21 protein-coding genes are annotated in these 23,404 nt (G+C 71.4%); 8 read left to right on the top strand and 13 right to left on the bottom strand.

Going from position 1 to position 23,404, the window contains the following annotated elements; translation table 11 throughout:
* Window positions 1-36: 36 nt before the first annotated feature.
* From ACNI65_RS07625 to garD, 3 genes are all read left to right on the top strand, one after another.
* Window positions 37-1,476 carry an aldehyde dehydrogenase family protein gene (locus ACNI65_RS07625; RefSeq protein WP_416762175.1) on the top strand — a complete coding sequence of 480 codons (1,440 nt, stop codon included), beginning with the start codon at window positions 37-39 and terminating at the stop codon, window positions 1,474-1,476.
* 133 nt (window positions 1,477-1,609) lie between these two features.
* Complete coding sequence (locus tag ACNI65_RS07620; protein ID WP_416762174.1) at window positions 1,610-2,971, top strand: MFS transporter; 1,362 nt, start codon at window positions 1,610-1,612, stop codon at window positions 2,969-2,971.
* 55 nt (window positions 2,972-3,026) lie between these two features.
* The gene (gene garD / locus ACNI65_RS07615) at window positions 3,027-4,598 is read left to right on the top strand and encodes a galactarate dehydratase (protein ID WP_416762173.1); all 1,572 of its coding nucleotides are present in this window, start codon (window positions 3,027-3,029) and stop codon (window positions 4,596-4,598) included.
* Here garD and ACNI65_RS07610 read toward each other — a convergent pair whose 3' ends face one another.
* From ACNI65_RS07610 to ACNI65_RS07575, 8 genes are all read right to left on the bottom strand, one after another.
* The gene (locus ACNI65_RS07610; RefSeq protein WP_416762172.1) at window positions 4,599-5,144 is read right to left on the bottom strand and encodes a PAS domain-containing protein; all 546 of its coding nucleotides are present in this window, start codon (window positions 5,142-5,144) and stop codon (window positions 4,599-4,601) included. It abuts the gene before it with no gap.
* A 143-nt stretch (window positions 5,145-5,287) separates the two neighbouring features.
* Window positions 5,288-5,947: a ribose-5-phosphate isomerase RpiA gene (rpiA, locus tag ACNI65_RS07605; RefSeq protein WP_416762171.1), complete on the bottom strand. Its 660-nt coding sequence runs from the start codon at window positions 5,945-5,947 to the stop codon at window positions 5,288-5,290.
* Between the two features lie 85 nt (window positions 5,948-6,032).
* Entirely contained in the window at window positions 6,033-7,589 is a 1,557-nt protein-coding gene (locus ACNI65_RS07600) for a carotenoid oxygenase family protein (protein WP_416762169.1), read from the bottom strand.
* A gap of 11 nt (window positions 7,590-7,600) precedes the next feature.
* Window positions 7,601-8,098, bottom strand: a complete 498-nt coding sequence (locus tag ACNI65_RS07595) for a DUF2141 domain-containing protein (RefSeq protein ID WP_416762167.1) — start codon at window positions 8,096-8,098, stop codon at window positions 7,601-7,603.
* Between the two features lie 136 nt (window positions 8,099-8,234).
* The gene (locus ACNI65_RS07590; protein ID WP_416763586.1) at window positions 8,235-8,708 is read right to left on the bottom strand and encodes a DUF6152 family protein; all 474 of its coding nucleotides are present in this window, start codon (window positions 8,706-8,708) and stop codon (window positions 8,235-8,237) included.
* A 59-nt stretch (window positions 8,709-8,767) separates the two neighbouring features.
* A complete protein-coding gene (locus ACNI65_RS07585) occupies window positions 8,768-9,196 on the bottom strand; it encodes a hypothetical protein (RefSeq protein ID WP_416762166.1) in 429 nt (142 codons plus the stop codon).
* A 21-nt stretch (window positions 9,197-9,217) separates the two neighbouring features.
* Complete coding sequence (locus ACNI65_RS07580) at window positions 9,218-10,351, bottom strand: 3-deoxy-7-phosphoheptulonate synthase (RefSeq protein WP_416762165.1); 1,134 nt, start codon at window positions 10,349-10,351, stop codon at window positions 9,218-9,220.
* Window positions 10,352-10,402: 51 nt separating this feature from the next.
* Window positions 10,403-11,428 carry a DMT family transporter gene (locus ACNI65_RS07575; RefSeq protein WP_416762164.1) on the bottom strand — a complete coding sequence of 342 codons (1,026 nt, stop codon included), beginning with the start codon at window positions 11,426-11,428 and terminating at the stop codon, window positions 10,403-10,405.
* A gap of 125 nt (window positions 11,429-11,553) precedes the next feature.
* Here ACNI65_RS07575 and ACNI65_RS07570 point away from each other — a divergent pair, with 125 nt between their 5' ends.
* Both ACNI65_RS07570 and ACNI65_RS07565 read left to right on the top strand, forming a co-directional pair.
* A complete protein-coding gene (locus ACNI65_RS07570) occupies window positions 11,554-12,504 on the top strand; it encodes a LysR family transcriptional regulator (protein WP_416762162.1) in 951 nt (316 codons plus the stop codon).
* A 217-nt stretch (window positions 12,505-12,721) separates the two neighbouring features.
* Entirely contained in the window at window positions 12,722-13,762 is a 1,041-nt protein-coding gene (locus ACNI65_RS07565; RefSeq protein ID WP_416762161.1) for a quinone-dependent dihydroorotate dehydrogenase, read from the top strand.
* 212 nt (window positions 13,763-13,974) lie between these two features.
* Here the strand turns inward: ACNI65_RS07565 and ACNI65_RS07560 are convergent, their stop codons facing one another.
* The 3 genes from ACNI65_RS07560 to ACNI65_RS07550 are packed head-to-tail and all read right to left on the bottom strand — an operon-like array spanning window position 13,975 to window position 17,587.
* Complete coding sequence (locus ACNI65_RS07560; RefSeq protein WP_416762160.1) at window positions 13,975-14,379, bottom strand: RidA family protein; 405 nt, start codon at window positions 14,377-14,379, stop codon at window positions 13,975-13,977.
* Entirely contained in the window at window positions 14,376-16,481 is a 2,106-nt protein-coding gene (locus ACNI65_RS07555; RefSeq protein WP_416762159.1) for an amidohydrolase family protein, read from the bottom strand. The genes ACNI65_RS07560 and ACNI65_RS07555 overlap by 4 nt, the downstream gene beginning before the upstream one ends.
* Entirely contained in the window at window positions 16,478-17,587 is a 1,110-nt protein-coding gene (locus ACNI65_RS07550) for a dipeptidase (protein ID WP_416762158.1), read from the bottom strand. The genes ACNI65_RS07555 and ACNI65_RS07550 overlap by 4 nt, the downstream gene beginning before the upstream one ends.
* 104 nt (window positions 17,588-17,691) lie before the next feature.
* On the opposite strand from ACNI65_RS07550, the gene ACNI65_RS07545 reads away from it, so the two are divergent.
* Complete coding sequence (locus ACNI65_RS07545; protein WP_416762156.1) at window positions 17,692-18,339, top strand: TetR/AcrR family transcriptional regulator; 648 nt, start codon at window positions 17,692-17,694, stop codon at window positions 18,337-18,339.
* Between the two features lie 25 nt (window positions 18,340-18,364).
* Here ACNI65_RS07545 and ACNI65_RS07540 read toward each other — a convergent pair whose 3' ends face one another.
* On the bottom strand, window positions 18,365-18,988 hold the full coding sequence (locus tag ACNI65_RS07540) for a phosphohydrolase (RefSeq protein WP_416762155.1): 624 nt from the start codon (window positions 18,986-18,988) through the stop codon (window positions 18,365-18,367).
* Window positions 18,989-19,198: 210 nt separating this feature from the next.
* Here ACNI65_RS07540 and ACNI65_RS07535 point away from each other — a divergent pair, with 210 nt between their 5' ends.
* Both ACNI65_RS07535 and ACNI65_RS07530 read left to right on the top strand, forming a co-directional pair.
* The gene (locus ACNI65_RS07535) at window positions 19,199-20,203 is read left to right on the top strand and encodes a family 43 glycosylhydrolase (protein WP_416762153.1); all 1,005 of its coding nucleotides are present in this window, start codon (window positions 19,199-19,201) and stop codon (window positions 20,201-20,203) included.
* Window positions 20,200-21,258: a hypothetical protein gene (locus ACNI65_RS07530; RefSeq protein WP_416762151.1), complete on the top strand. Its 1,059-nt coding sequence runs from the start codon at window positions 20,200-20,202 to the stop codon at window positions 21,256-21,258. The genes ACNI65_RS07535 and ACNI65_RS07530 overlap by 4 nt, the downstream gene beginning before the upstream one ends.
* Before the next feature lies 1 nt (window position 21,259).
* Here the strand turns inward: ACNI65_RS07530 and ACNI65_RS07525 are convergent, their stop codons facing one another.
* Complete coding sequence (locus tag ACNI65_RS07525; protein ID WP_416762150.1) at window positions 21,260-23,341, bottom strand: prolyl oligopeptidase family serine peptidase; 2,082 nt, start codon at window positions 23,339-23,341, stop codon at window positions 21,260-21,262.
* Window positions 23,342-23,404: the final 63 nt, after the last annotated feature.

Below are 23,404 nucleotides of genomic sequence, written 5' to 3'. Positions count from 1 at the left end.
GCGTCCCCGATCCCGACGCAGAGAGAGCAGTCCCGCATGTTCAAGAACCTCATCAACGGCGAATGGGTCGACGGCCCGCGCGCTTCCCGCAACATCAACCCCAGCGACACGCGCGACGTGATCGGCGAGTACGCGCAGTCCGACGTCGCGCAAGCCCGCGCCGCCATCGCCGCCGCGCGCGCGGCCTTCGGCAAGTGGAGCGTGGCCACGCCGCAGCAGCGCTTCGACGTGCTCGACGCCGCCGGCACCGAGATCCTGGCGCGCCGCGCCGAGCTCGGCGACCTGCTCGCCCGCGAGGAAGGCAAGACCCTGCCCGAGGCGATCGGCGAGGTCGTGCGCGCGGGCAACATCTTCAAGTTCTTCGCCGGCGAGGCGCTGCGCGTGGGCGGCGAGGTGATCCCCTCGGTGCGTCCGGGCGTGGGCGTGGAAGTCACGCGTGAGCCGCTGGGCGTGGTCGGCCTGATCACGCCGTGGAACTTCCCCATCGCGATCCCCGCCTGGAAGATCGCGCCCGCGCTGGCCTTCGGCAACAGCGTCGTGCTCAAGCCCGCGGACCTGGTGCCCGGCTCGGCCTGGCACCTGGCCGACATCCTCAAGCGCGCGGGCCTGCCCGACGGCGTGTTCAACCTCGTCATGGGCCGCGGCTCGGAGGTCGGCGCCGAGCTGCTCGAGAACCGCCAGGTCGACGCGATCAGCTTCACCGGCAGCGTGGCCACCGGCCAGCGCGTGGCCGCGGCCTGCGTGGCGCGCGGCGCGAAGTTCCAGCTGGAGATGGGCGGCAAGAACCCGTTCGTCGTGCTCGACGACGCCGACCTCGACGTGGCCGTCGCGGCCGCGGTCAACAGCGGCTTCTTCTCCACGGGCCAGCGCTGCACGGCGTCCTCGCGCCTGATCGTCACCGAGGGCATCCATGACCGCTTCGTCGCCGCCGTGGTCGAGCGCATGAAGACGCTCAAGGTCGACGACGCGCGCAAGGCCGGCACCGACATCGGTCCGGTCGTCGACGAGCGCCAGCTCGCGCAGGACCTGGAGTACATCGCCATCGCCAAGGCCGAGGGGGCGACCCTGGCTGCCGGCGGCGAGGCGCTGCCCACCAGCAGCGCGGGCGCGCCCGGTTTCTACCTGACGCCGGCGCTCTTCACCGAGACCGCGCCCGCGATGCGCATCAACCAGGAAGAGGTCTTCGGCCCGGTGGTGAGCGTGATCAAGGTCCGCGACTACGACGAGGCGCTGGCCCTGGCCAACGACACGCCGTTCGGGCTGGCCACCGGCATCGCCACCACCTCGCTCAAGCACGCGACGCACTTCAAGCGCCACGCGCAGGCCGGCATGGTGATGGTCAACCTGCCCACGGCGGGCGTCGATTACCACGTGCCCTTCGGCGGCCGGAAGTCCTCCAGCTACGGCCCGCGCGAGCAGGGCAAGTACGCCGCGGAGTTCTACACGACGGTGAAGACCGCCTACGCACAAGCGTGATCACAGGCGTGATCGCACACGTGATCCACGTGTGATGCAGGCATGACGGCGGCGCGGGGTCCAGGCCCGCGCCCCGACAGATGGCATGACGGAAGCCGGCGCAGACCGGCCCTCGATACGATCCGGAGACAACATGCAGTTATCCCTTTCCTCCCCCGCCGCGGGCGGCATCGGTCGCGCGCGCTTCGGCGTGCTGGCGATGATCTTCATCGTCACGGTGCTGAACTACGCGGACCGCGCCACGGTCGGTGTCGCGGGCCCGGTCCTGTCCAAGGAGCTCGGCATCGACGCCGTGCAGATGGGCTTCATCTTCTCGGCCTTCAGCTGGTCCTACGTGCTAGGCCAGTTGCCCGGCGGCTGGCTGCTGGACAAGTTCGGCGCCAAGCAGGTCTATGCGTGGAGCATCCTGCTGTGGTCGCTGTTCACGATGCTGCAGGGCAGCGTGCATCACATGGGCATGGACCAGATGCTCTTCGGCCTGCCGCTGGCGGTGTCGGCGCTGTTCCTGATGCGGCTGATGGTCGGGCTGGCCGAATCGCCCTCCTTCCCCGCCAACGGCCGCATGGTTGCTGCGTGGTTCCCGGTGAAGGAACGCGGCACCGCCTCGGCGATCTTCAACTCCGCGCAGTACTTCGCCACGGTGCTCTTCGCGCCGATCATGGCCTGGATCGTGCACGCCATCGGCTGGTCCGAGGTCTTCTACTTCATGGGCGGCCTGGGCATCGTGATGAGCGTCGTGTGGATGCGCACGATGCACAACAGCCCGGCCGATCACCCGACCATCACGCGCGCCGAGCGCGATCACATCGAGGCGGGCGGCGCGCTGCTCGCGGGCAGCGCAGGCGGCGCGGGCAAGGCCGCGTCGGGCCCCAAGCTCGGTTATCTCAAGCAGCTGCTGGGCAACCGCATGCTGATGGGCGTGTACATCGCGCAGTACTGCGTGAACGTGCTGACCTACTTCTTCCTGACCTGGTTCCCCATCTACCTGGTCAAGGAGCGCGGCATGTCGCTGCTCAACGCCGGCATCGTCGCGGCACTGCCCGCGATCTGCGGCTTCGCGGGCGGCGTGCTGGGCGGCGTGATCTCGGACTGGCTGCTGCGCCGCGGACACTCGCTGACCTTCGCCCGCAAGGTGCCGATCGTCGTGGGCATGCTGCTGTCGACGTCGATGATCGCGTGCAACTACGTGGGCATCGAGGCGGTCGTCGTGGGCATCATGGCGCTGGCCTTCTTCGGCAAGGGCCTGGGCGCGCTGGGCTGGGCGGTGGTGTCGGACACCTCGCCCAAGGAGATCGCGGGCCTGTCGGGCGCGCTGTTCAACACCTTCGGCAATGTCGCGGGCATCGTCACGCCGATCGTCATCGGCTACATCGTGCAGACGACGCACTCGTTCAACGGCGCGCTCGTCTTCGTCGGCGCGCATGCGCTGGTGGCCGTGCTGAGCTACCTGCTCATCGTCGGCGAGATCAAGCGGGTCGAGCTCAAGCCGGTCTGACCGCGCCGATCCCGCTGCTGGCCTCACCCAGGTAGACCTGACCCAGGAACTCTCCATGATCACCTCCCCGCTGACCATCCAGATGCACGAGGCCGACAACGTCGCCATCGTCGCCAACGACGGCGGACTTCCCGAGGGCACGGTGCTGCCGTCCGGACTGGTGCTGCGCAATCACGTGCCGCAAGGCCACAAGGTCGCGCTGGTCGACCTCCCCGCCGACACCGCGGTGCTGCGCTACCACGTGCCCATCGGCTACGCGCTGCAGGACATCCCCGCCGGCAGCTGGGTCCACGAGCGGCTGCTGCGCATGCCGCCGGCGCGCGAGCTCGAGGGCCTGCCGATCGCCACGGTGAAGGCGCCCGAGATGGCGCCGCTGACGGGCTACACCTTCGAGGGTTACCGCAACGCGGACGGCTCGGTGGGCACGCGCAACATCCTGGCGATCACGCAGACGGTGCAATGCGTCGCGGGCGTCGTCGAGTTCGCCGTCGAGCGCATCAAGCAGGAGCTGCTGCCGAAGTACCCCAACGTCGACGACGTCGTCGGGCTCGCGCACAGCTACGGCTGCGGGGTGGCGATCGATGCGCCCGACGCGGTGATCCCGATCCGCACGGTGCGCAACATCAGCCTCAACCCGAACTTCGGCGGCGAGGTGATGGTGGTCAGCCTGGGCTGCGAGAAGCTCCAGCCCGAGCGGCTGATGCCACCCGGCGTGATCCCGATCGCGGATCAACGTGGCGAGACGACGGCCAACGGCGAGCCGCTCGATGTCGTCTGCCTGCAGGATGCGAAGCACGTCGGGTTCATGTCGATGATCGACTCGGTGATGGCGCAGGCCAAGGTCCACCTCGAGCGCCTGAACGCGCGCCGTCGCGAGACGGTGCCCGCGTCGGAGCTCGTCGTGGGCGTGCAGTGCGGCGGCAGCGATGCGTTCTCCGGCGTCACCGCCAACCCGACGGTGGGCTTCTGCGCGGACCTGCTGGTGCGCGCGGGCGCGACGGTGATGTTCAGCGAGAACACCGAGGTCCGCGACGGCATCGCGCAGCTGACCTCGCGCGCCGCCTCGCCGGAGGTGGCCGAGGCCATGGTCCGCGAGATGGCCTGGTACGACGCCTACCTGCAGCGCGGCAGCGTTGACCGCAGCGCCAACACGACGCCGGGCAACAAGAAGGGCGGCCTGTCCAACATCGTCGAGAAGGCGATGGGGTCCATCGTCAAGAGCGGCAGCTCGGCGATCTCGGGCGTGCTCGCGCCGGGCGACAAGCTCCGGCGCGACCAGCGCGGGCTGATCTACGCGGCCACGCCGGCCAGCGACTTCATCTGCGGCACGCTGCAGCTGGCCGCGGGCATGAACCTGCATGTGTTCACGACCGGCCGCGGCACGCCCTACGGCCTGGCGGAATGCCCGGTGATCAAGGTCGCCACGCGCAGCGACCTGGCACGGCGCTGGTTCGACCTGATGGACATCAACGCCGGCCAGATCGCCGACGGTGAGAAGTCCATCCAGGAGATGGGCTGGGAGATGTTCCGGATGATGCTGGACGTCGCGTCCGGCAAGAAGACGTGGGCCGAGCAGCACGGCCTGGCCAACGCGCTGGTCCTGTTCAACCCGGCGCCGGTGACCTGATCAACCGACCGCCATCGCCTGCTCGAAGGACGCCGCGAGCATCTCCGACACCTGATCGAGCAGCGGCGCGGTGGCGTCCGCGAGCAGTGCGTGGAACGGCGTGCAGCCCAGGGCCGAGGGCGAGAAGTCGTGGCCCAGGAAGCGGTCGTCGAAGGGCACGACGGGCCGGGCCGTGAGATCCACCATCGTGCCCACCATGCGCAGCACGTTGCCGCGGTGGTCGCGGGCCACGACGCGGCCGCGGGAGTACACAGTGCGGTAGCCCGAGCCGTTGCTGCGCAGGCGGAAGCGCTGCTCGTAGCTGTCGGTGAAGCCGTCGAAGTGCTCGCGCAACGCGACCATCATCGGCGGCAGGTCCTCGGGATGGACGCGGCAGCGCCAGAACGCGGTGCTGTCGGGCTGATCCGGGTGCGGATAGCCCAAGTGCTCCTTCCAGCGCGGCGAGTAATGCACCAGCTCCAGCGGCGGATTCAGGTCCCAGACGCCGAAGGCGCCCCGCTCGACGGCGGTCCGCCAGGTGCTGATCTCATCAAGACGGATCCCCATGGCGAGGCATCTTGCGCGCCGCATCCGGCACGGTCAACGCGGCAGGCCCGGAGAAACCGGAAATTTGCCGCGAAGCCACGGTTCCTCACCGGAACCGCCGATGCCGGGCGCGCCGGACGCGCAGGACGCGCAGGACGCGATCCTCAGAAATCCAGCGTCTTGACGCCCTGCGAGGTGCCCAGCAGGCACACGGCGGCCTTGTTGCGGGCGAAGACACCGACGGTGACCACGCCCGGCCACTGGGTGACTTCGGCTTCGAAGGCGACCGGATCGGTGATCTTCAGGCCCTTGACGTCGAGGATGTGACAGCTGTTGTCGGTCACGCAGTCCTTGCGCAGCACCGGATCGGCGCCCATGGCGCGGAAGCGGCGGGCGATCTGGGCGGCGGCCATGGGGATGACCTCCACGGGCAGCGGGAAGGCGCCGAGCACGTCCACGAGCTTGCTCTCGTCGGCGATGCAGACGAAGGTCTTGGCGAGGTCGGCGACGATCTTCTCGCGGGTGAGCGCCGCGCCGCCGCCCTTGACCATGTGGCCCTGGCGGTCGATCTCGTCGGCGCCGTCGATGTAGACCTGCAGCGACTCGACCTCGGCGGCATCCAGCACGGGGATGCCCAGGGCCTGCATGCGGGCGGTGCTGCGCGTCGAGCTCGACACCGCGCCGGCGATGCGCACGCCGCTGGCGGCCAGGGCGTCGATGAACTTGTCGACGGTCGAGCCGGTGCCCACGCCGACGATGGTGTCGGGCGTCACGTACTGCAATGCGGCCTGGCCGACCAGGGTCTTCAATTCGTCTTGGGTCATGGACGTGGGGGTGCTGCGGAGGAAAGCGGGGATTATCGCTGTCTGCCCCCGGCCCGCTTCTCGCTCCCCCCAGGCTCACCCACCCTCACCCCGCATGGAACCGTCCATGGAACCCGAGCGGCACCCAGTACGGCAGCCAGGCGCGCGCGAGCGGTCCATCGCCCAGGCGTTCCGCGTCGAAGACGCTGGCGAAGCTGCGCTGGCGCCGGACGTCGTAACCCAGGCCCAGCAGCCAGCCCTGACCCTCCCGCGCGCTGCCAGGACGCGGCACCAGCAGCTGCTCCTCGATCAACACGTCCTCGTCGAACCGGAACCGGTCGCGCCGGCCCTGGTCCATGTCCAGGCGCATCACCCCGTCGAAACCCCAGCGCTCATCGCCGGCGATGCGCGTGGGCGCATAGACGTAGCGATGCCGCTGTCCGACTACGCGCGGGTCGACCACCGGGAACTCCATCGCCTCGTCCCGCCGCGCGAGCCGCGCCGCCCCGCCGTCCAGCGGCAGGCGTAGGCGCCGCGGCTGCGACACAGTGGCCCGGTGACGCCGGCCCGCCATCAGCAACTCGATGCGTGCCTGGAATTCGGGCAGCGGGGCCGCCTCGGCGTAATCCACCACCAGCTCGCCGCCGTCCTCGAAGGCATTGGCGAAGTGGAAGACCAGGCTGGCGGGCAGCTCGTACCAGCGCGGCGTCAGCGTGTCCTTGTCCAGCACCAGGACGCGCGTGGCGTCGCCCGCCCGCCAGGTCATCGACGCCGCCATGCTCTGCCCGCCACGCAGCGCGGCCCGGTCCTGCCCGATCGGTGCCAGCAGGAACACCAGGTGACGCGCCGACACCGCGAAGTCATGCACCATCGCCGGCATCGGCAGCGTCAGCATCCGGTGCTCGCGGAGCGCGCCGTCCGCGCCCAGCCGGAACACCGACAGGTGTCTCGCGCTGGTGCCGAAGTTCCAGACCGTGCCATCGGGCTCGACCTTGGGATGCGCCGAGAACGGCATGCCGCGCAGCTCCGGCGCCCAGGTCTTCACGCCGCGCGTGGCGAGCGTCTCCGGGTCCAGCTCATAGGCGCTGCCGCCTTCCCACAGCGCATACAGGCGGTCCTGAACGCGCAGCACGCTGGTGTTGGCGACATTCAGACTGTCCGGCCCGGTGATGGGCCGTTGCGGCGGGATCGCCGTGCCCAGCGCGGGCAGCAGGAAACGCCCGGCAGCCTGCTCGGCCTCGAACTTGGCGGTGCGCACGAAACGCGCCTGATGCCGCGCGCGCCCCTCCTCGAATCGCCAGGCCTGCACGAGCCCGTCGCCGTCGAACCAATGACGGTAGCGCTCGCCGCCGCGGCTCATCAGCCCGGGGCCGTTGCGATAGAGCGTGCCGCGCAGCTCGCGCGGCCAGCGCCCCTCGATGCGCAGCTCGGCCGCCTCGCGGTCCTCGCCCGACCAGCCGCGCAGCGGCAGCAGCTCGGGCGCCTCGGCGACCGCGCGCTCGAAGTCCGCGGCCGACAGCGCGGCGGCGCCCGTCTCATGCGCGGTGGCCGAGAGCAGCTCGGCCGCCCTCGCCCAGGTCGAGCCCGTGGCCAACGCCGTCGCGCCCAGCGCGCCGGCCCCCAGGCGCAGCGTGCCCCGCATCCAGTCCCTGCGGTGTTGCATGGCGAGCTCCCTCATTGCGCCGGCAGGCGGATCTCGTGGCGCGCGGTGCCGGCCGGCAGCACGGCCTGCTCGAAGCTCGGCGGGCCGAAGTTGCCCTGGGCCTGACGCGAGAACGCGAAGGGCTCGATCGGCATGCCCATCGGGTTCATGTCGAGCTTGCCGTTGCCGTTGAGGTCCTGGAACACGCTGACGGCGATCGGGACGTCGGGCAGACCGGTCAGGCGCAGCACGAGCTTGCCGTCCTTGGCCGCCGAGACCGACTGGCGGTCCACCGCCACGGGCTTGCGCAGCCAGCCCTGCGCGTCGAAGACGGCGACCATCAGCATGCCGCTGTCGGCTGCGGTGGCAGCGGTGCCCGCAGAGGCGGCGAGGCCGCTGACCTCCAGCTCGAGGTCGGCCGCGCGGGCCTGGGCGCCCGCTGCGACGAGCAGCACGGCCAGCATCGGCGCCAGCAGGCGGGAACGGACGGCGGAGGCCGGGAGGCGGCGCGAGTGAGGGGCGAAGGTCATCGAGGGCTCCAGTCGTTGATCGATGGAGCGCACTCTAGGAACCGGCCGGCGGCCTGGGCAGCGCCGCGCGACGAAGTGCCGCTGTGTGGCGCGAGACGTCGCCACCCGTCGCAAACGGCGCCGCGCTGGCCGCGGCTCAGGCCGGCGACGACCGCAGCCCGTAGGCCTTGCCGTCGACGAACAGGTACTCGGCGCGCAGCACCGCGGCGCCCTGCTCGCCCGGCGCGGCGAAACCGATCACCGACAGCGCGGTGCCGGGCTTGATCTCCGCGACGCGCCAGGACTCCAGCCGCGTGAGCGGCGCCAGCTCCACCTCCCAGCGGCGGTCACGCCGCGTGGGCAGTTGCGCCTTGGCCAGCAGCGACGCGCCATCGACCGCGGTCGTCTGGGCCGGCAGCGTCCGCTGCGCGAGATCGGCCGGCAGCACGGGCCGCTCGGGCAGTTCCAGATCGAGTTCCGCATGCGGATTGCGCCAGGACACCTTGAGCGCGCGGCCTTCCAGGTAGAGCGGGCGGTCCTGGTCGAAGCTGCTCCAGCCGTGATGGGCCCGAGCGGTCAGCGGGATCCAGGGCGCGGCCGCGAGCGCGGCCAGCAGGGCGCGCCGGTCCATCGAGGGCCGGTCCATCGAGCGTCGTTCCATCGAAGCCTCCTTGAAGGATGCGCCGGGGGTCAGACGAAGGCGATCCAGCGCCCGCAGATGATGACAGCGACCCAAATCCCCAACGACAGCAGGCATTGCCAGCGGCCGAGCCGGTCCTGCGCCCGCACGCCGCCGCGCAGGTGGAACCACGCGGCGTTCAGGCCGGCCAGGGCGATCAACGCGACCTTCACCCGCAGCGCGGGATTGACCCAGAGCTCCTCCGGCTGGAACGAGAACATGGCCGCGCCCGACACCGCGCACAGCGCGAAACCGGCCAGCGCGGCCGGGATGGCCAGACGCGCCAGCGCGCCCGGATCGATATCGGCTCGAACGCCCAGGGTCCGCAACTCGAAGATCAGCAGGCCGCCGAACAGCGCGCCCACGCCGATCAGATGCACGACCGCACACGCCGGGTAGGCCCACGGATGGGCCGCCCACGCGGTCAGCAGCTCGCCCATGGGCGGTCGGCGCGGTCCGGGTCAGGCGCCGCGGCGATCGCGGCGCTGACGCACCGAAGCCGCCAGCGAGCGCAGCAGCGGCTCGGTCTGGCTCCAGCCCAGGCAGGCGTCGGTGATCGACACGCCGGGGAGCAGGTCCGCCTTGGTCTGGCCCGCGAGCAGGTCCTGGCGGCCCGGCTGCAGGTGGGACTCGATCATCACGCCGGTGATGCGCGTGTCGCCGCCGGCGATCTGCGCGCCCACGTCCTGGCCGACGTCGATCTGGCGCTCGAACTTCTTGGACGAATTGGCGTGGGAGAAGTCGATCATGAGCTGCTGCGGCAGGCCGGCCGCCTTCAGCACCTCGGCGGCGGACTGCACCGAGGCCGCGTCGTAGTTCGGCGCCTTGCCGCCGCGCAGGATCAGGTGGCAGTCGTCGTTGCCGCGGGTCTCGAAGATCGCGGCCAGGCCCATCTTGGTCATGCCCATGAAGGCGTGGCTCGCGCGCGCGGCCAGCACCGCGTCGGCGGCGATCTTCACCGAGCCGTCCGTGCCGTTCTTGAAGCCCACCGGGCAGGACAGGCCCGACGCCAGCTGGCGATGGCTCTGGCTCTCGGTGGTGCGCGCGCCGATGGCGCCCCAGGCGATCAGGTCGGAGATGTACTGCGGCGACAGCAGGTCCAGGAACTCGGTGCCCGCGGGCAGGCCCAGCGCGGTCACGTCCAGCAGCAGCTGGCGCGCGAGGCGCAGGCCCTCGTTCATGTGGAAGCTGCCGTCCAGGTGCGGGTCGTTGATGTAGCCCTTCCAGCCCACCGTCGTGCGCGGCTTCTCGAAGTACACGCGCATCACGATCAGCAGGTCCTGCTGGAGCTCGCCGCGCAGGTCCTTGAGCAGCCGGGCGTAGTCCATCGCCTGGTCGTGGTCGTGGATGGAGCACGGGCCGACCACGCACAGCAGCCGGTCGTCGCGCCCGTGCAGCACGTCGCTGATCTCGCGGCGGGCGGTCTCGACGACGCTCAGCGAGGCCTCGGGCAGCGGCAGCTCGTCCAGCAGCAGCGCCGGCGAGATCAGCGGGCGGACCGCGTCGATGCGGGTGTCGTCGGTGCGGGTGGCGTCGCGGGTGGTGTCGGCGGAGCCGACTTCGCGGTCGTGCTGCGGATGGTCGAGGTGCTTCATGGCGGCGGCGCGTGTCCTCTCGGACACGGAAACGCGGAAAAGGACCGGCGATTATCGTCCTGCTTCTCCGGGTTGTCCCGGCGCGCGCGTCGGTGTCTTGGCAGGCGTCTTGGCCGAGGTCTTGGCGGAGGTCATCGCGCCCAGCCCCACCGACGCCGCCGCGACCACGAAACCGGCCAGCGTCAGCGCCCCGAGGTGCTCGCCCAGCAGCGCCACGCCCATCAGCGCGGACACGCCGGGGATCAGGTAGAAGAGCCGGGCCACCGCGCCCGCCTGGCCGCGCCGGATCATCACGAACATCAGGCTGAAGGCGCCGATGGAGTTCACCAGGCCCAGCCAGAGCGTCGCCCCGATGAGCTCGGCGCTCCAGTCCGCGACGCCCGGCTCACGCCACAGCGCGAGGGCCGTCACCGCCAGCGTCGACACCGCCATCTGGATGCCGCTGCCGGTGCGCAGGTCCATGCCGGCGCAGAAGCGCTTCTGGTACAGCGTCCCGGCGACCAGCCCGGCCAGGCCCAGCAGTCCCGCGCCGTAGGCGGCCCAGGCGCCGCCGCCCAGCGGCCGGTCGAGCAGCACCAGCCCCACGCCGGCCAGTCCGCCGAGCATCCCCAGCCACTGCCCCGTGCCCATGCGCTCGGCCAGCCACAGGTGCGCGCCCAGCGCCGTGGCCAGCGGCATCAGCCCGATCAGCAAGGCCGCCACGCCGGTGGGCAGGCCCCAGGCGATCGCGCAGTAGACGCCCGAGAAATGCAGCACCTGCATCAGCAGGCCCACGACGCCCAGGTGGATCCAGGCGCGCGGCGTCTTCGGCCAGGGTGCGCCGGTGGCCAGCGAGACGCCGAGCAGCACCGCCGCGGCCAGGCCGAAACGCAGCGCCAGCAGCGTGAACGGGCCGGCATGCGGCAGGGCGAGCTTGCCGGCCACGTAGCCGGTGCTCCACAGCAGGATGAACAGCGCGGGCAGGCTCAGCGCGACCAGCGCGCCGAGGCGATCGGAGGCCGGCGGCCGCACGGCGGGCGCTGCGGGTCGCCCGGCTGGACGCGGGGCTGAAACAGGGGTCGAGAGCGTGGTGGACATGGCGACTCCAGGCATGAAGGTCGATGGCTGGATTCTGGAAAAGGCAGCTTCTGGACACAATCCGCTGTCGATTCGTTTTAGAGTTTCCAGATCGAGAACAATCCAAGCCTGGATCGGAGATCTCCATGGGACGTCTGGAAGACCTGCAAGCCTTCGCCCGCGTCGTGGACGCGCGCAGCTTCTCGGGCGCGGCCAAGCTGCTGGGCGCGACCAAGTCGGCGGTCAGCAAGCAGGTGGCGCGGCTGGAGCAGCAGCTCGGCACGCGTCTGCTGCATCGCACGACCCGCAGCATCAGCCCGACCGCCGAGGGACGCGGGGTCTATGAACGCGCGCAGCGCTTGCTGGAGGAGGCGCAGGCGCTGGATGCCGAGCTCGCCGGCCAGCGCGAGCAGCCCCGCGGCGTGCTGCGGCTGAGCACCTCCACCGCCTTCGGCAACCTGCAATTCACCACGCTGATCACCGAGTTCTGCGCGCGCCATCCGCAGCTGCAGGTGGTGCTGGGGCTCAACGACCGCTACGTCGATCTGGCCGAGGAGGGATTCGACGTGGTGCTGCGGCTGACCGGCCGGCCCAGTCCCGGGCTGGTCGCGCGCCGGCTGGCCGACATCCGCTTCGTGCTGTGCGCGTCGCCCGCCTACCTCGCGGCGCAGGGGACGCCGACGTCGGTCGCGGCGCTGGCCGGGCACCGGTGTCTGCGCTTCGGCTATCTGCACGCGCCGGAACGCTGGCGCTTCCGGCATGGCGAGCACGGGGAGCAGGAGGTGGAGATCTCCGGCGCGCTGCGCTTCGAGAGCGGCCTGACCGCCAACAGCAGCGAATCGCTGCGGGTGGCGGCGCTCGCGGGCATGGGGCTGGCGGTGTTGCCGACCTATGCGATCGGGCGTGACCTGCGCGAGGGACGGCTCGTCGCCCTGCTGCCGGACTGGACCCCGATGGGCGGGCCGGCCGAGGCCAACGTCCTCTACGCGGTCTATCTGCCGAGCCGCTATCCCAGTCCCAAGGTCCGCGCGCTGATCGACTTCTGCGTCGAGCGTTTCGGCGAGGTGCCGCCGTGGGATCGGGAGGACATCGGCTGACTGCCGCGAGCCCTCACCCCCCGCCCTCTCCCGCTTTGCGGGCGAGGGAGCCCCGACGCCCACCTGTGGGAGGCCCCTCGCCCGCGAAGCGGGAGAGGGGTTGGGGTGAGGGCTCTGTGCGGACCACCCGCCCGAACGAGCTAGGGCGCTTCCCCCATCACCGTTCGCACGCGGCGAGTAGCCCTGGCGAGCCGCGATGAGACAATGCCGCCCCATCATGGCTCTCATCCCCTACGGCCTCGCCCGTCCCTTCCTGTTCGGCATGGATCCCGAACACGCGCATGAACTGACCCTGGGCAGCATCGCGCGCTTGCAGAACACGCCCGCGCAATGCGCCTGGGCGCAGACCCGCGTGTCGGACCCTGTCACCGTCGCCGGACTGACCTTCCCCAACCGCATCGGCCTGGCCGCCGGCCTGGACAAGAACGGCCGCTGCATCGACGGCCTCGGCGCGATGGGCTTCGGGTTCATCGAGGTCGGCACCGTCACGCCCAAGGCGCAGCCGGGCAACGACAAGCCGCGCATGTTCCGCCTGCCCGCCCGCGAGGCGCTGATCAACCGGCTCGGTTTCAACAATGAAGGCCTGGACGCCTTCATCGCCAACGTCAAGCGTTCGCACAGCTTCCGTCACCGCGGCGGCCTGCTGGGCCTGAACATCGGCAAGAACGCCGCCACACCGATCGAGCGCGCCGTCGACGACTACCTGATCGGCCTGGAAGGCGTCTTCCCGCACGCCGACTACATCACCGTCAACATCTCCAGCCCCAACACGAAGAACCTGCGCCAGTTGCAGAGTGACGAGGCGCTGGATGCGCTGCTCGGCCCGCTGCAGGCGCGCCGCCTGGCGCTGCAGGACCAGAGCGGCCGCCAGGTGCCGCTGTTCGTGAAGATCGCGCCCGACCTCGACGAGGACCAGGTCGCGCTGATCGCGGCCAGCCTCAAGCGCCATGGCATCGACGGCGTGATCGCCACCAACACGACGATCGCGCGTGACGCGGTCCAGGGCCTGCCGCATGCCGACGAGGCGGGCGGCCTGTCGGGCGCGCCGGTCTTCGAGGCGAGCAATCGGGTGATCCGGCTGCTGCGCGCGGCGCTGGGCAGCGGCTATCCGATCATCGGCGTGGGCGGCGTGCTCAGCGGCGAGCAGGCGCGCGCCAAGCTGCAGGCGGGCGCGGACCTGGTCCAGCTCTACACCGGCCTGATCTACAAGGGCCCCGCCCTCGTGCCCGAGTGCGCGAAGGCGATGGCGCGGCTGTAAGCGTCCAGCCCACGCAGCCTCTCCTCCAGTCACGAAAACGACGCAGGAAGGCGAACGAAGGCGACCGACCGTCACAAAGCGAACATAAGTCGCCCGCATTCGTCACAAAAACGACGCAGCTTTCGAGTCCGAAGACATTCGTCAGAACGCTACGTCGCCTCAGGCCTGCCCATGTCCCTGCGCTGAGGACCGGCATGACGCGCTTGCGGGCGTCAACGAACCCGCGCCGCGATGCACTCGATCTCCACGCGCGCGCCCAGCGCCAGGCCGTTGCAGCCCAGCGCGCTGCGCGCGGGCAGCGGCCGGTCGCCGAAGAACGCGCGGTAGACCTCGTTGAACTCGCCCCACTCCGCCATGTCCGCCAGCATCACCGTGCAGCGCAACAGGTGCTCGACCCCGAGTCCCTGCGCCTGCAGCGCGGTCTCGATGTTGCGCAGCGTCTGCAGCGCCTCCTCGCGCAGGCCTCCCGGCACCAGCGTCAAGGTCCCGGGCTGATTGCCCAGCTGCCCTGAGAGGAACACCAGCCCGCCGAAGGCGGTGCCCTCCGGGAACGGCACGGTGGCCGGCAGCACGCGGCCGCTGTTGAATCGCTCAATGCCGTCGTTCGACTTCGTCATCGCGTCATCCCCATCGCTGCCTCCAACTGCGCCGGATCGAAGACCCGGCCCGCCTTGATCGTGCGGTGCACCTGCCCCAGCGCGGCGATGTCGGTGAGCGGGTCGCCGTCCAGCAGCACCATGTCGGCCTGCTTGCCCGCGGCGATCACGCCGCGCTGACCCGCCACGCCCAGCACCTCCGCCGGCGTCAGCGTCGCCAGGCGCAGTACTTCCGCATTGGGAATGCCCGCGCGCACGTACAGCGCCAGCTCGCGGTGCAGCGTGTAGCCGGCGAAGGCGTCCGTGCCCGGCATCAGCGTCACCCCGCCGTCGTGCAGCCGCCTGATCAGTTCCAGCAGACGTGGCAAGGCCTGGCGATAAGCCTCCTCCTTGCCCGGCGGGACCGCCACCGCGCCCGACAGCAAGCGCCGCCGCACGATCGGCGGGAAGCGCTCGACCAGGCCCCGCAACGCGGCCGGCGGCTCGCCTGGCGCGCCCGAGTACAAGCCCTCCAGGATCGCCACCGTCGGGTCCAGCACCGTGTGCCGGCGCCGCAGCTCCGCGATGAACCCGGTCACCGGCGCGCTGTCCAGATCCAGCTGCAACAGCTTCTCCGCCATCACCGTGTAGCGGTCCTTGCCGCGCGTGTCGGCAACCTCCGGGAAGAAATTCAGCACGATGAAGTTCAGGTGCTGGATCTCGTCCGAGCCCGCCTCGACGAACTGCTGCGCGCGCATGAACGCCGGCACATGGCCGCTGACGCGCATCCCGCGCGCATGCGCCAGATCGGCGATCGGACGCACCAGCTCCGGCTTGAACGACGAATAGATCTTGATCTGCGCATAACCGCGCTCGGCGTACCAGTCCACGGCTTGGCGCGCCCGATCGAGCGTCTCCACCCGCACGTCGGTCGGCCCGGCCAGCGGTCCGACGCCCTCGACGATGCCGGCTTTCACCACGCGCGGGCCGAGCTCCGTGCCCGCGTCGAAACGCCGCACGCGCTCGATCAACGGCAGGTTGTCGTTGGCCATGTCGCGCGCGCTGGTCACGCCCGCGATCAGGTCGAACACGCCGTCGGTGCCGGCGAAATGCTGATGCACGTCCCACAGCCCCGGCATCAGGAAACGCCCTTCCGCGTCGAGCACCTCGGTGTCCGGCGGCGCGGGTGACGCGTCGTCGGGTTCCACGCGGAGGATCAGGCCGCCGCGCACCAGCACGCGCATGTCCTCGCGCGCCACGCCGTCGCGCGGGTCGAACAGCCGCGCATGCCGGATCAGCAGATCGCCCGCCGGCACATGCGTCAGCCGTCTGGCGAGATCCGCCGACCAGCGCTGATCGGCGTCACGCTGCGCGGCGACTAGCCGCGGCAGCAGCGCGGCATCACGCGCCTCGAGGACCTCGAACCAGTCGTCGACGACCGCGGCCGTCTGCAGCCGCTCGTCCAGCCAGACCGGCACCGGCGTGAAGTCGATGCCCGAGATCCGGTACATCGTCAGCCGCCGGCCACCCGCGGCGATCGTCGCGCCCTTGGCGATCGTGGCCTCGCCCGCCGGCAGCAGGGCCAGGCGTTGCCCCGGAGCCTTGAGCAGCGCGCGCGCCAGCACCGCGGTGAACTCCGGCGGCGCGTTGGCCGGCAGGTAGAACGCCCCCGCCTCGGGCCACGCTCGGTGGCCCTGCTCGACCCGGTTCTTCCAGCTCGCCTGCGCGCCCGCGCCCTCCGTGCGCTCGAAACGCTCCGTCAGCGGGACCTTCCAGTAATCGTTGCCCTCGGCCTCGTAGCGCAGCGGCAGACCGCGCGCATCGAGCGACCAGCGCGCGCGGATCTGATCGCCGCGGCCGCGCTCGCTGAAGGCGTAGTCGGCCAGCGTCTCGTCGCCCGCGCGGCTCAGCACCTGCCGGCCCACCGCCATGCCGTGGATCTGCACGCGGGTGGTCTGCGGCTTCGCGCCGGGCAGCACCTGCGGCGCCGGCAACGTGGCCAGGGAAGACTGCGCCTCGGTGGCGCTCGGCGCCCATTGGCGTTCGTGTCCGTCATGCGCGACCGCTGGCGCCATCGGGGTCAGCACTGCCATCCAGGCCGCGGCCGCCAGTGCGGCGATCGTCCGCCGTGTTGCTCGTGTCATCCCCAGGTCTCCGTCATCAGTCGATGGAAGTTGCCGTGCAGCAGCTTGTCGATGCGTGCCGCCCCGTGGCCGCGTCCGGCCAGCAGCCGTGCCAGCTGCTGGAACTGCCCCGGCCCGCACAGGTCGGGCAGGAACAAGCCGACATCGGCCGTCTCGCCCGGTGCCCCGATGCCCAGCCGCCGCCGCAGGGCGACCTCGGCCTCCAGGTGGCGCCGATAAGCAGCGGGATCGTCATGCGCGCTGGTGCCGCCATCGGTGCCCAGCCCGACGTGGTCCTCGCCGCAGACCTGGATCGCATGCTCCAGATGCGCGATCAGGTCCTGGGCCATCGGCTGGCCGCTCAGGCGCAGATAGGGCATGAAGTACAGACCGACGACCCCGCCGCGGTCCGCCAGCAGCCGCAACTCCTCGTCGCTCTTGTTGCGCGGGTGATCGGCGATGGCGCGGCAGCCGGTGTGCGTGATGGCCACCGGGCGACGGGCGCGGCGCAGCGTGTCCAGGCAGGTGCGCGTGCTGCTGTGGCTCAGGTCCACGAGCACGCCGCGCGCCTGCAGCCGCTCGACGACCGCCTCGCCAAAGGCGCTCAGGCCGGCGTCCTCGGCCGCCGTCGCGCCATGACCCACCGCGTTGCGGCCGTTGTAGGTCAGCTGGATGACCCGCACGCCCAACGCGGCGAAATGGTCCACGCCATCGATCGAGTCGCCGAGCATCCCGGTGTTCTGGAAACCGTAGATGACACCGATGCGCCCCTCGCGCCGCGCGGTGTCGAGATCCGCGCCATCGCGCACCTTCAGCAGCCGCGGCTCGGCCGCGATGAAGGCGTCCCAGGCGGCGATGTCGCGCTCGGTGGCGGCGCGGGGATCGTCGCTGCCGGCCACATGCCCCAGCGTGACATTGACCGCGTAGAGGCCCGAGGCGATCGCGTCGTTGATCGCGCGCGCGTCGACGAAACGCGCGCTGCTGGCGTAGGCCATCGCGTCGCGCTGCTCGGCGCTCTCCGCGGATTCGGCCAGCGCGAGGTTGGGGTTGTCCAGCACGCCCAGCGCGTTGAGCACGGGGATCGGCTTGCCGGGCTTGTTCGGGATGTCCAGCGAGGAAGGAATCATGAGCGCCTGCGCCACGTGGGCTTTGAGGGATGATCGCGGCTATCCGCGGCAACGGCGTGATGATCGCGTTGCCTAGAAGAATTTCCTAGAAGATTATTCCAGACATGCCCAGCAAGACCGCCACGGCCACCGACCGGACGGACCAGGTGCTTCGCGCCGCGCTGCCCGAGGACCGGGCGGAGAGCAAGCGGCTGATCCTCGCGCATGCGCTGACCGCGTTCAACGCGCGCGGCATCGAGGCCACGACGATCGACGACGTGCGCGCGGCCAGCGGCCAGAGCGTGGGCACGATCTATCACCACTTCAAGAACAAGGAAGGCGTCGTGGCGGCGCTGCTGTTCGCCGCGGTCGACGACCAGAGCCGCGCCATCTCGGCGCGCATCGAGGGCCTGGAGGACAGCCACGCGGTCGTGGAGTCGCTGATCACGGCCTATGTGGGCTGGATCACCGCGCATCCGGACCTGGCGCGCTTCGTGTTCATGGCACGCGAGGTGGTGGCCTCGGGCCCCTTCGGCGACGAGCTGCGCCAGCGGATCTCGGCGCGCTACGCGCCGATCGACGCCTGTTTCGCCCGCGATGTGAAGTACGGCCGCGTGATGCCGCTGCCCGAGGAGCTGATCCCCGCGCTCGTGCTGGGCGCGGCGGAGTGGTACAGCCAGTCGTGGCTGGCCGGACGCCGCATGGCCAGCCCGGCCGAGCGCGCCGAGATGCTCGCCGAGGCGGCCTGGCGCTCGATCGCGCGGCAGATCTGAGCGGTCGCGGAACGCGACCGGCCCGTCAGTCGGCCAGCGCCCGCAGCGCCTCCAGGAATCGCGCCGCGGCGACATCCGAGGGCCAGGGCTCCCAGTCCGTGCCGCCGTACACGGCCGTCAAGGGATCGCTCGCCAGCACCGGATGCGTGATGCCGAGCACCTCGCGGACCTCGCGTTCGGACCAGCCCGTGCAGCGCACGGCCTCGGTGGCGGCGGCGGTGCTGTCGGCGCGCTTGTGCAGTGCGTGCGTGTCCGGCGTCCAGGCCGGCAGGCGGTAGCGCACGCTGATCGCGGCCATCAGCCGGTCGCCGACGACGCGGAAGGGCTCGCCCAGCACGCGCTTGAGCGGCGAGATGCAATCGAAGCCAAGGAAACCCTCCTCCGCGTCGTGCAGCAACTCGGCGCGCTGGAGCGCGCGCGAGAGCGGCTCGCCGGCCTCCTCGGCCCATTGCCGGCGCAGCGCCAGCACCAGCAGCGAGTGCTGCGCGACGGACAGGGGCCACGGCCAGACCGACTCCCCGCCCCAGCGGTAGGTGCGCGCCAGCCGCAGCGCGAGATCCTCGTCGGTCCAGGCCTCGGGCGACGGATTGATGAGGTCGAGCGCCGCCCCGGAGGGCAGGCGGATCCAGGCGCGAGGGTGATCAGTCATGCGACCCACTGTACCGAGCGCGCGGCCGGTTCCTGGCAGTTGAGCCGCGATCGCGGATTCCCGCCATGGTGGCCTGGAGGCCCTCGGGCCCGATGCCCGAACCGGCATCGCAACGCGGCGCGAATTCATTGGTGCGCGCAGCGCCCGCTTCCTAGCATCGTCCGCGAGCCCAGGTCCGGCTCATCACACCCACAAGACCGGAGACAAGACATGACCCTGACCCTCTCGCGCCTGGAGGGCGCGTCTCGGTGGCCGCGCCCTGCGCGTGCCGCCCTCGCCGCCCTAGCCGCCCTCGCCTTCAGCACGAGCGCGATCGCGGCCCCCTGGACGCTCACCGGCTCGCTCGGCACGCACGATCCCAACCTCTACAAGACCAGCTCGACCTGGTGGATCTTCGAGACCACCGACAACGGCGGCATCGGCGTGAAGTACTCCGGCGACGGCCGCGCGTGGACGCAGGGGCTGCCGATCTTCAGCGGCGGGCTGTCGTGGTGGAAGTCCTATCTCCCCGCCAACAAGACCGCGCAGGTCTGGGCGCCGGGCTGCGGCGAATGGGGCTCGCTCGGGTACTGCTACTACGCGGTGTCGAGCTTCGGCTCGCAGAAGTCCGCCATCGGGCTGACCACCTCGGCGGGCGGCATCGCCGCGGGCCAGTGGATCGACCAGGGCGCCGTCGTGACCTCGCAGGCCGGCGACACCTACAACGCGATCGATCCCGCGCTGGCCAGGACCACCGGTGGCGCGCCCTACCTCGTCTACGGCTCGTTCTGGAACGGCATCTTCATCCGCCCGGTGAGCAGCACCACGCTCAAGCCGTCGGGCAGCGCGACCAACATCGCGCGCGACACCGCCAACGGCATCGAGAACGGCTTCGTGATCTCGCGCGCGACCGGCGGCACGACCTGGTACTACCTGTTCGCGTCCAAGGGCGCGTGCTGCCAGGGCGCCAACAGCACCTACCGCATCGTCGTCGGGCGCGCGAGCGCGATCACCGGCCCTTATGTCGACAAGGCCGGCGTGGCGATGCTCTCGGGCGGCGGCACGGTGCTGGCCGCCAGCGGCTCGCGCTTCAAGGGCCCGGGCGGCCAGTCGCTGCTGGCGGACGGCTCGGTGATGGCCTGGCACGCCTACGACGCGCAGAACAACGGCGCGCCGGTGCTCTTCCTCAACAACGTGACCTGGGGCTCGGACGGCTGGCCGCAGGCCGTGTGGTGAGCCCCGCCCGCGTCGGTCGCGTCGCCGTGCTCGCCGCCGCGCTGGGCGCGCTCGCGGGCGCCGGCGCGGGCTGGTGGGTCGACCCCGGTGGAGACGGCACCCGCCCGGCCCTGCCGGCCACGGCAGCCGCCGGGCGTCCGTCGTCCTTCGCCGGGGCGGACGCGTCCTGGCGCGGCGCGAGCCCGGGTTTGGACGCAGCGCACGCAGCGCCATCCGACCTCGCGGCGCGTCGCACCGGCGCGCCGCGCGGCGCTGTCGGCACACCGGAGCTGCAGGCCCTGCTGCGCGCACCGCCGTCCGCGCTGCGCGCCAGCCTGAAGACCGCGATGCGGCATCGCGACCAGGGCGGCTGGCTCTACGCTCGGGCGCTGGCGCGTCAGTGCGTGTTGCTGGAGATGACCACGCTGCACGAGGGCACGGCCGGGCTGGCGCCGGTCGATCTCAACCAGCCGCTGGCGCAGCGGGTGTCGGCCTGGCGCGAGCAGCTCGCCGCGGGCTGCGCGCAGCTGCAGCCCGAGGAACTGCGCGAGGCGATGAATGTGCCGGCCGCCGCGTCCGGCACATCCGCCACGCCCGGCACGCTCGATGGCGCGGACCCGCTGATCCAGCTGATGGACCGCCCTGCTCCGCCGGGCAGCGCCGCGGCGCGCGAGCGGCTCGCGGCCATCCTCAACCGGGCCGATCCGCTGATGTTGTCGGAGCTGGGCCCCGCGCTGCTGCAGCGAGAGGGCGAGGCGTTCGTCTTCGACGGTCGACGCCTGGCCGGCGAGGACGAACGACGCGCGCTGGAAGCCGCGACGATGCTGTTGCCCTGCGCGCTGGGACTGGCCTGCGATGAGCGCGACGAGCGCGTCTGGGGACCTTGCGTGATGACGGGGGACTGCCGGCACGCGACGCGCGAGGAGGCCGTGCTCGCTGCGACGGATGCCGATGCCGGCCTCGATGCGGGCCCGGCTGCGCCGGACCGCCGCGCGGCGGTGCGGGCGTGGGTCGAGCGGCTGCGCGAGGCGGTGCTCGCGCGCGACGTCGATCGCTTCCTGCGCCCGCCGGGCTGATTCACCGATCCAGCGCCGCGCCCTCGATCACGCGCCGCACGAACTCGAGACTTGCCTGGTTGGCATAGGCGCGGTTGTCGGCCTTGGTGAAGCTGTGGCCCTCGTCATCGGCGCTCAGGAACCACACCGGCGTGCCCTGGGCGCGCACCGCGGCCACCATGGCCTGCGCCTCGCCGAAAGGCACGCGCGGATCGTTGCGCCCGTGGATGACCATCAGCGGCTTGCGTACCGCGTCGGCATGCGTCAGCGGCGAGATCGACGTGAGGAAGGCGCGCATCTCGGGATCGCGCTCGTCGCCGTATTCCTCGCGCCGGTTGTCGCGGCGGTAGCTCTCGGTGCGCTCCAGGAAGCTCACGAAGTTGGCGATGCCCACGCGGCAGATGCTGCCGGCCAGCCGCGCGGACTCGCGCGTCGCCACGGCGAGCGACAGGTAACCGCCGTAGCTGCCGCCCGCCACGACGACACGCGATGCGTCCATGTCCTCGCGCGTGGCGATGAGGTCCAGCAGCGCGCTCACGTCGCGCGTGGCGTCCTCACGCCGGCGGCCGTCGTCGAGCTTCAGGAAGCTCTTGCCGAAGCCATCGGAACCGCGCACGTTGGGTTCGATCACATGCATGCCCAGCCGCTCCAGCAGCGCCCGCGTGAGGCCGGCCACATAGCCGGGGCGCGCCTGCGAGGCCGGCCCGCCGTGCAGGCTCACATACACCGGCCGCGGGCCGGTGAACCGCGGCGGCGGCGCCAGGTGCAGGCCGGTGATCTCGCGGCCGTCGAAGCTCTTCCAGCGCAGCACGCCGGCGCGTTGTCCCGGGCCCTCGGCCGCATCGGTCCACGCGCGGGTGCTGCCGTCCTCGAGCGAATGCACGAAGAGCTGCCCCGGGCTCTGTGCCGAGACCTGCTCGAAACCGAGCAGCGGCAGCCGCGGATGCCACTGCGGCGACCGGATCACGCCGGGTGCCAGGTCCTGGGCGATCGTCGTCGGCGTGCCGCCGGGCCGATACAGCCGCAGCGACGACACGCCGTCCACGTTGTAGACCAGCGCCAGCGGGCGGTCGCCGAGGTTGTTGTTGCTGTTGCCGTTCACTCGCGGCGGCACGGCCAGGCCCTCGAGGTCCGCGCCGATGTCGACCAGCTCGTTGCGCGAGCGTCCACCCGCCGCGTCGCCGCGCACCAGATGGCGGAACTCGCCGTGCACGGCCTGGCGGCGCCAGACGATGTCCTCGCCCGACGGCCCCTGCGACCGGGCCGCGGCCCCGTGCGCGCCGGGCACATGCGGGCCGCCGCCGTCCAGCGGGAACACCAGCCCCGTCGTGCGCCCGCCGCGGGACAGCGCCGCCATCACGCGGCCGGCCGGGCTCACGCGCAGCGCGCCGAGCCGGCCCTCGCTCGCACCGAGCAGCCGGCGCTCGCCGGGCCGCATCGGGTCGGTCCACCAGAGATTCGTCAGGCCGGGGCCCGCGTCCGAGACCGCCTGGGCATCCTCCCGTTCCTCGGTCTTCTCCCGTTCCTCAACCTTCTCCGGGTCATCCGAATCCTCGGGCTCCACCGCCGCGCGCGCGTCCAGCCGCTGCTGGAGGTAGACCAGGCCCTGCCCCTCCGGCAGGAAGGCGTACTCGCTGACGCGTTCGCCCTCGGGCGTCAGCGCGATCGGCGCGGGACGGCGCTCGTCGCCGCCCGCGTCGAGCCGGAACAGCTGGTAGGCCTCGTTGCCACCCTGGTCGCGGGCGAAGACGAGGTACTCGGCCCGCGACGGCTCCCAGGCCGCGCTCCCGACCGCGTCGCGGCCCTGGGTCAGCGGCTCCGGCACCCAGCCCCGCCCGCCGAGCCGATGCAGCTGCATCCGCGCGCCGCGCCGCGTCAGCACCAGCATCTCGGGCTTGACCGGATGCCAGCCCGCGAAGCGCATCATCGGCGCCTCGCGCTCGCCCATCAGCCACGCCTCGAATCGCGGAATGCCGTCCGCGGTCATCTGCGCGCCCAGCCGCGCCGAGGCGGCCTCGGCCTCGCGTCCCGCCCACCAGGGCTGCAGCGCCGCGAGCGCGGTCGCGGACAGGCGCAGCCAGCCGCGCCGATTCATCGTCGTCATCGTGTTCCTTGAAGTCGTCGTTCAGGCGCGAGGGTCACGTCACGCCAGGTCGAGCCAAGTCGA

This window comes from Roseateles sp. So40a (assembly GCF_048081605.1).
Taxonomy (GTDB): Bacteria; Pseudomonadota; Gammaproteobacteria; order Burkholderiales; family Burkholderiaceae_C; genus Roseateles.
This window is presented reverse-complemented; position numbering and strand designations above follow the sequence as displayed.

Excerpts from the sequence above, each read along its gene's own strand:
- ACNI65_RS07555 (WP_416762159.1), bottom strand. The coding sequence starts at position 16,481 with ATGACACGAGCAACACGGCGGACGATCGCCGCACTGGCGGCCGCGGCC.
- ACNI65_RS07570 (WP_416762162.1), top strand. The coding sequence starts at position 11,554 with ATGGGACGTCTGGAAGACCTGCAAGCCTTCGCCCGCGTCGTGGACGCG.
- ACNI65_RS07610 (WP_416762172.1), bottom strand. The coding sequence starts at position 5,144 with ATGGGGATCCGTCTTGATGAGATCAGCACCTGGCGGACCGCCGTCGAG.
- ACNI65_RS07580 (WP_416762165.1), bottom strand. The coding sequence starts at position 10,351 with ATGAAGCACCTCGACCATCCGCAGCACGACCGCGAAGTCGGCTCCGCC.
- ACNI65_RS07600 (WP_416762169.1), bottom strand. The coding sequence starts at position 7,589 with ATGCAACACCGCAGGGACTGGATGCGGGGCACGCTGCGCCTGGGGGCC.
- ACNI65_RS07550 (WP_416762158.1), bottom strand. The coding sequence starts at position 17,587 with ATGATTCCTTCCTCGCTGGACATCCCGAACAAGCCCGGCAAGCCGATC.
- ACNI65_RS07535 (WP_416762153.1), top strand. The coding sequence starts at position 19,199 with ATGACCCTGACCCTCTCGCGCCTGGAGGGCGCGTCTCGGTGGCCGCGC.
- ACNI65_RS07620 (WP_416762174.1), top strand. The coding sequence starts at position 1,610 with ATGCAGTTATCCCTTTCCTCCCCCGCCGCGGGCGGCATCGGTCGCGCG.
- ACNI65_RS07565 (WP_416762161.1), top strand. The coding sequence starts at position 12,722 with ATGGCTCTCATCCCCTACGGCCTCGCCCGTCCCTTCCTGTTCGGCATG.
- ACNI65_RS07575 (WP_416762164.1), bottom strand. The coding sequence starts at position 11,428 with ATGTCCACCACGCTCTCGACCCCTGTTTCAGCCCCGCGTCCAGCCGGG.
- ACNI65_RS07525 (WP_416762150.1), bottom strand. The coding sequence starts at position 23,341 with ATGACGACGATGAATCGGCGCGGCTGGCTGCGCCTGTCCGCGACCGCG.
- garD (WP_416762173.1), top strand. The coding sequence starts at position 3,027 with ATGATCACCTCCCCGCTGACCATCCAGATGCACGAGGCCGACAACGTC.
- ACNI65_RS07590 (WP_416763586.1), bottom strand. The coding sequence starts at position 8,708 with ATGGACCGGCGCGCCCTGCTGGCCGCGCTCGCGGCCGCGCCCTGGATC.
- ACNI65_RS07585 (WP_416762166.1), bottom strand. The coding sequence starts at position 9,196 with ATGGGCGAGCTGCTGACCGCGTGGGCGGCCCATCCGTGGGCCTACCCG.
- ACNI65_RS07540 (WP_416762155.1), bottom strand. The coding sequence starts at position 18,988 with ATGACTGATCACCCTCGCGCCTGGATCCGCCTGCCCTCCGGGGCGGCG.
- rpiA (WP_416762171.1), bottom strand. The coding sequence starts at position 5,947 with ATGACCCAAGACGAATTGAAGACCCTGGTCGGCCAGGCCGCATTGCAG.
- ACNI65_RS07625 (WP_416762175.1), top strand. The coding sequence starts at position 37 with ATGTTCAAGAACCTCATCAACGGCGAATGGGTCGACGGCCCGCGCGCT.
- ACNI65_RS07595 (WP_416762167.1), bottom strand. The coding sequence starts at position 8,098 with ATGACCTTCGCCCCTCACTCGCGCCGCCTCCCGGCCTCCGCCGTCCGT.
- ACNI65_RS07545 (WP_416762156.1), top strand. The coding sequence starts at position 17,692 with ATGCCCAGCAAGACCGCCACGGCCACCGACCGGACGGACCAGGTGCTT.
- ACNI65_RS07560 (WP_416762160.1), bottom strand. The coding sequence starts at position 14,379 with ATGACGAAGTCGAACGACGGCATTGAGCGATTCAACAGCGGCCGCGTG.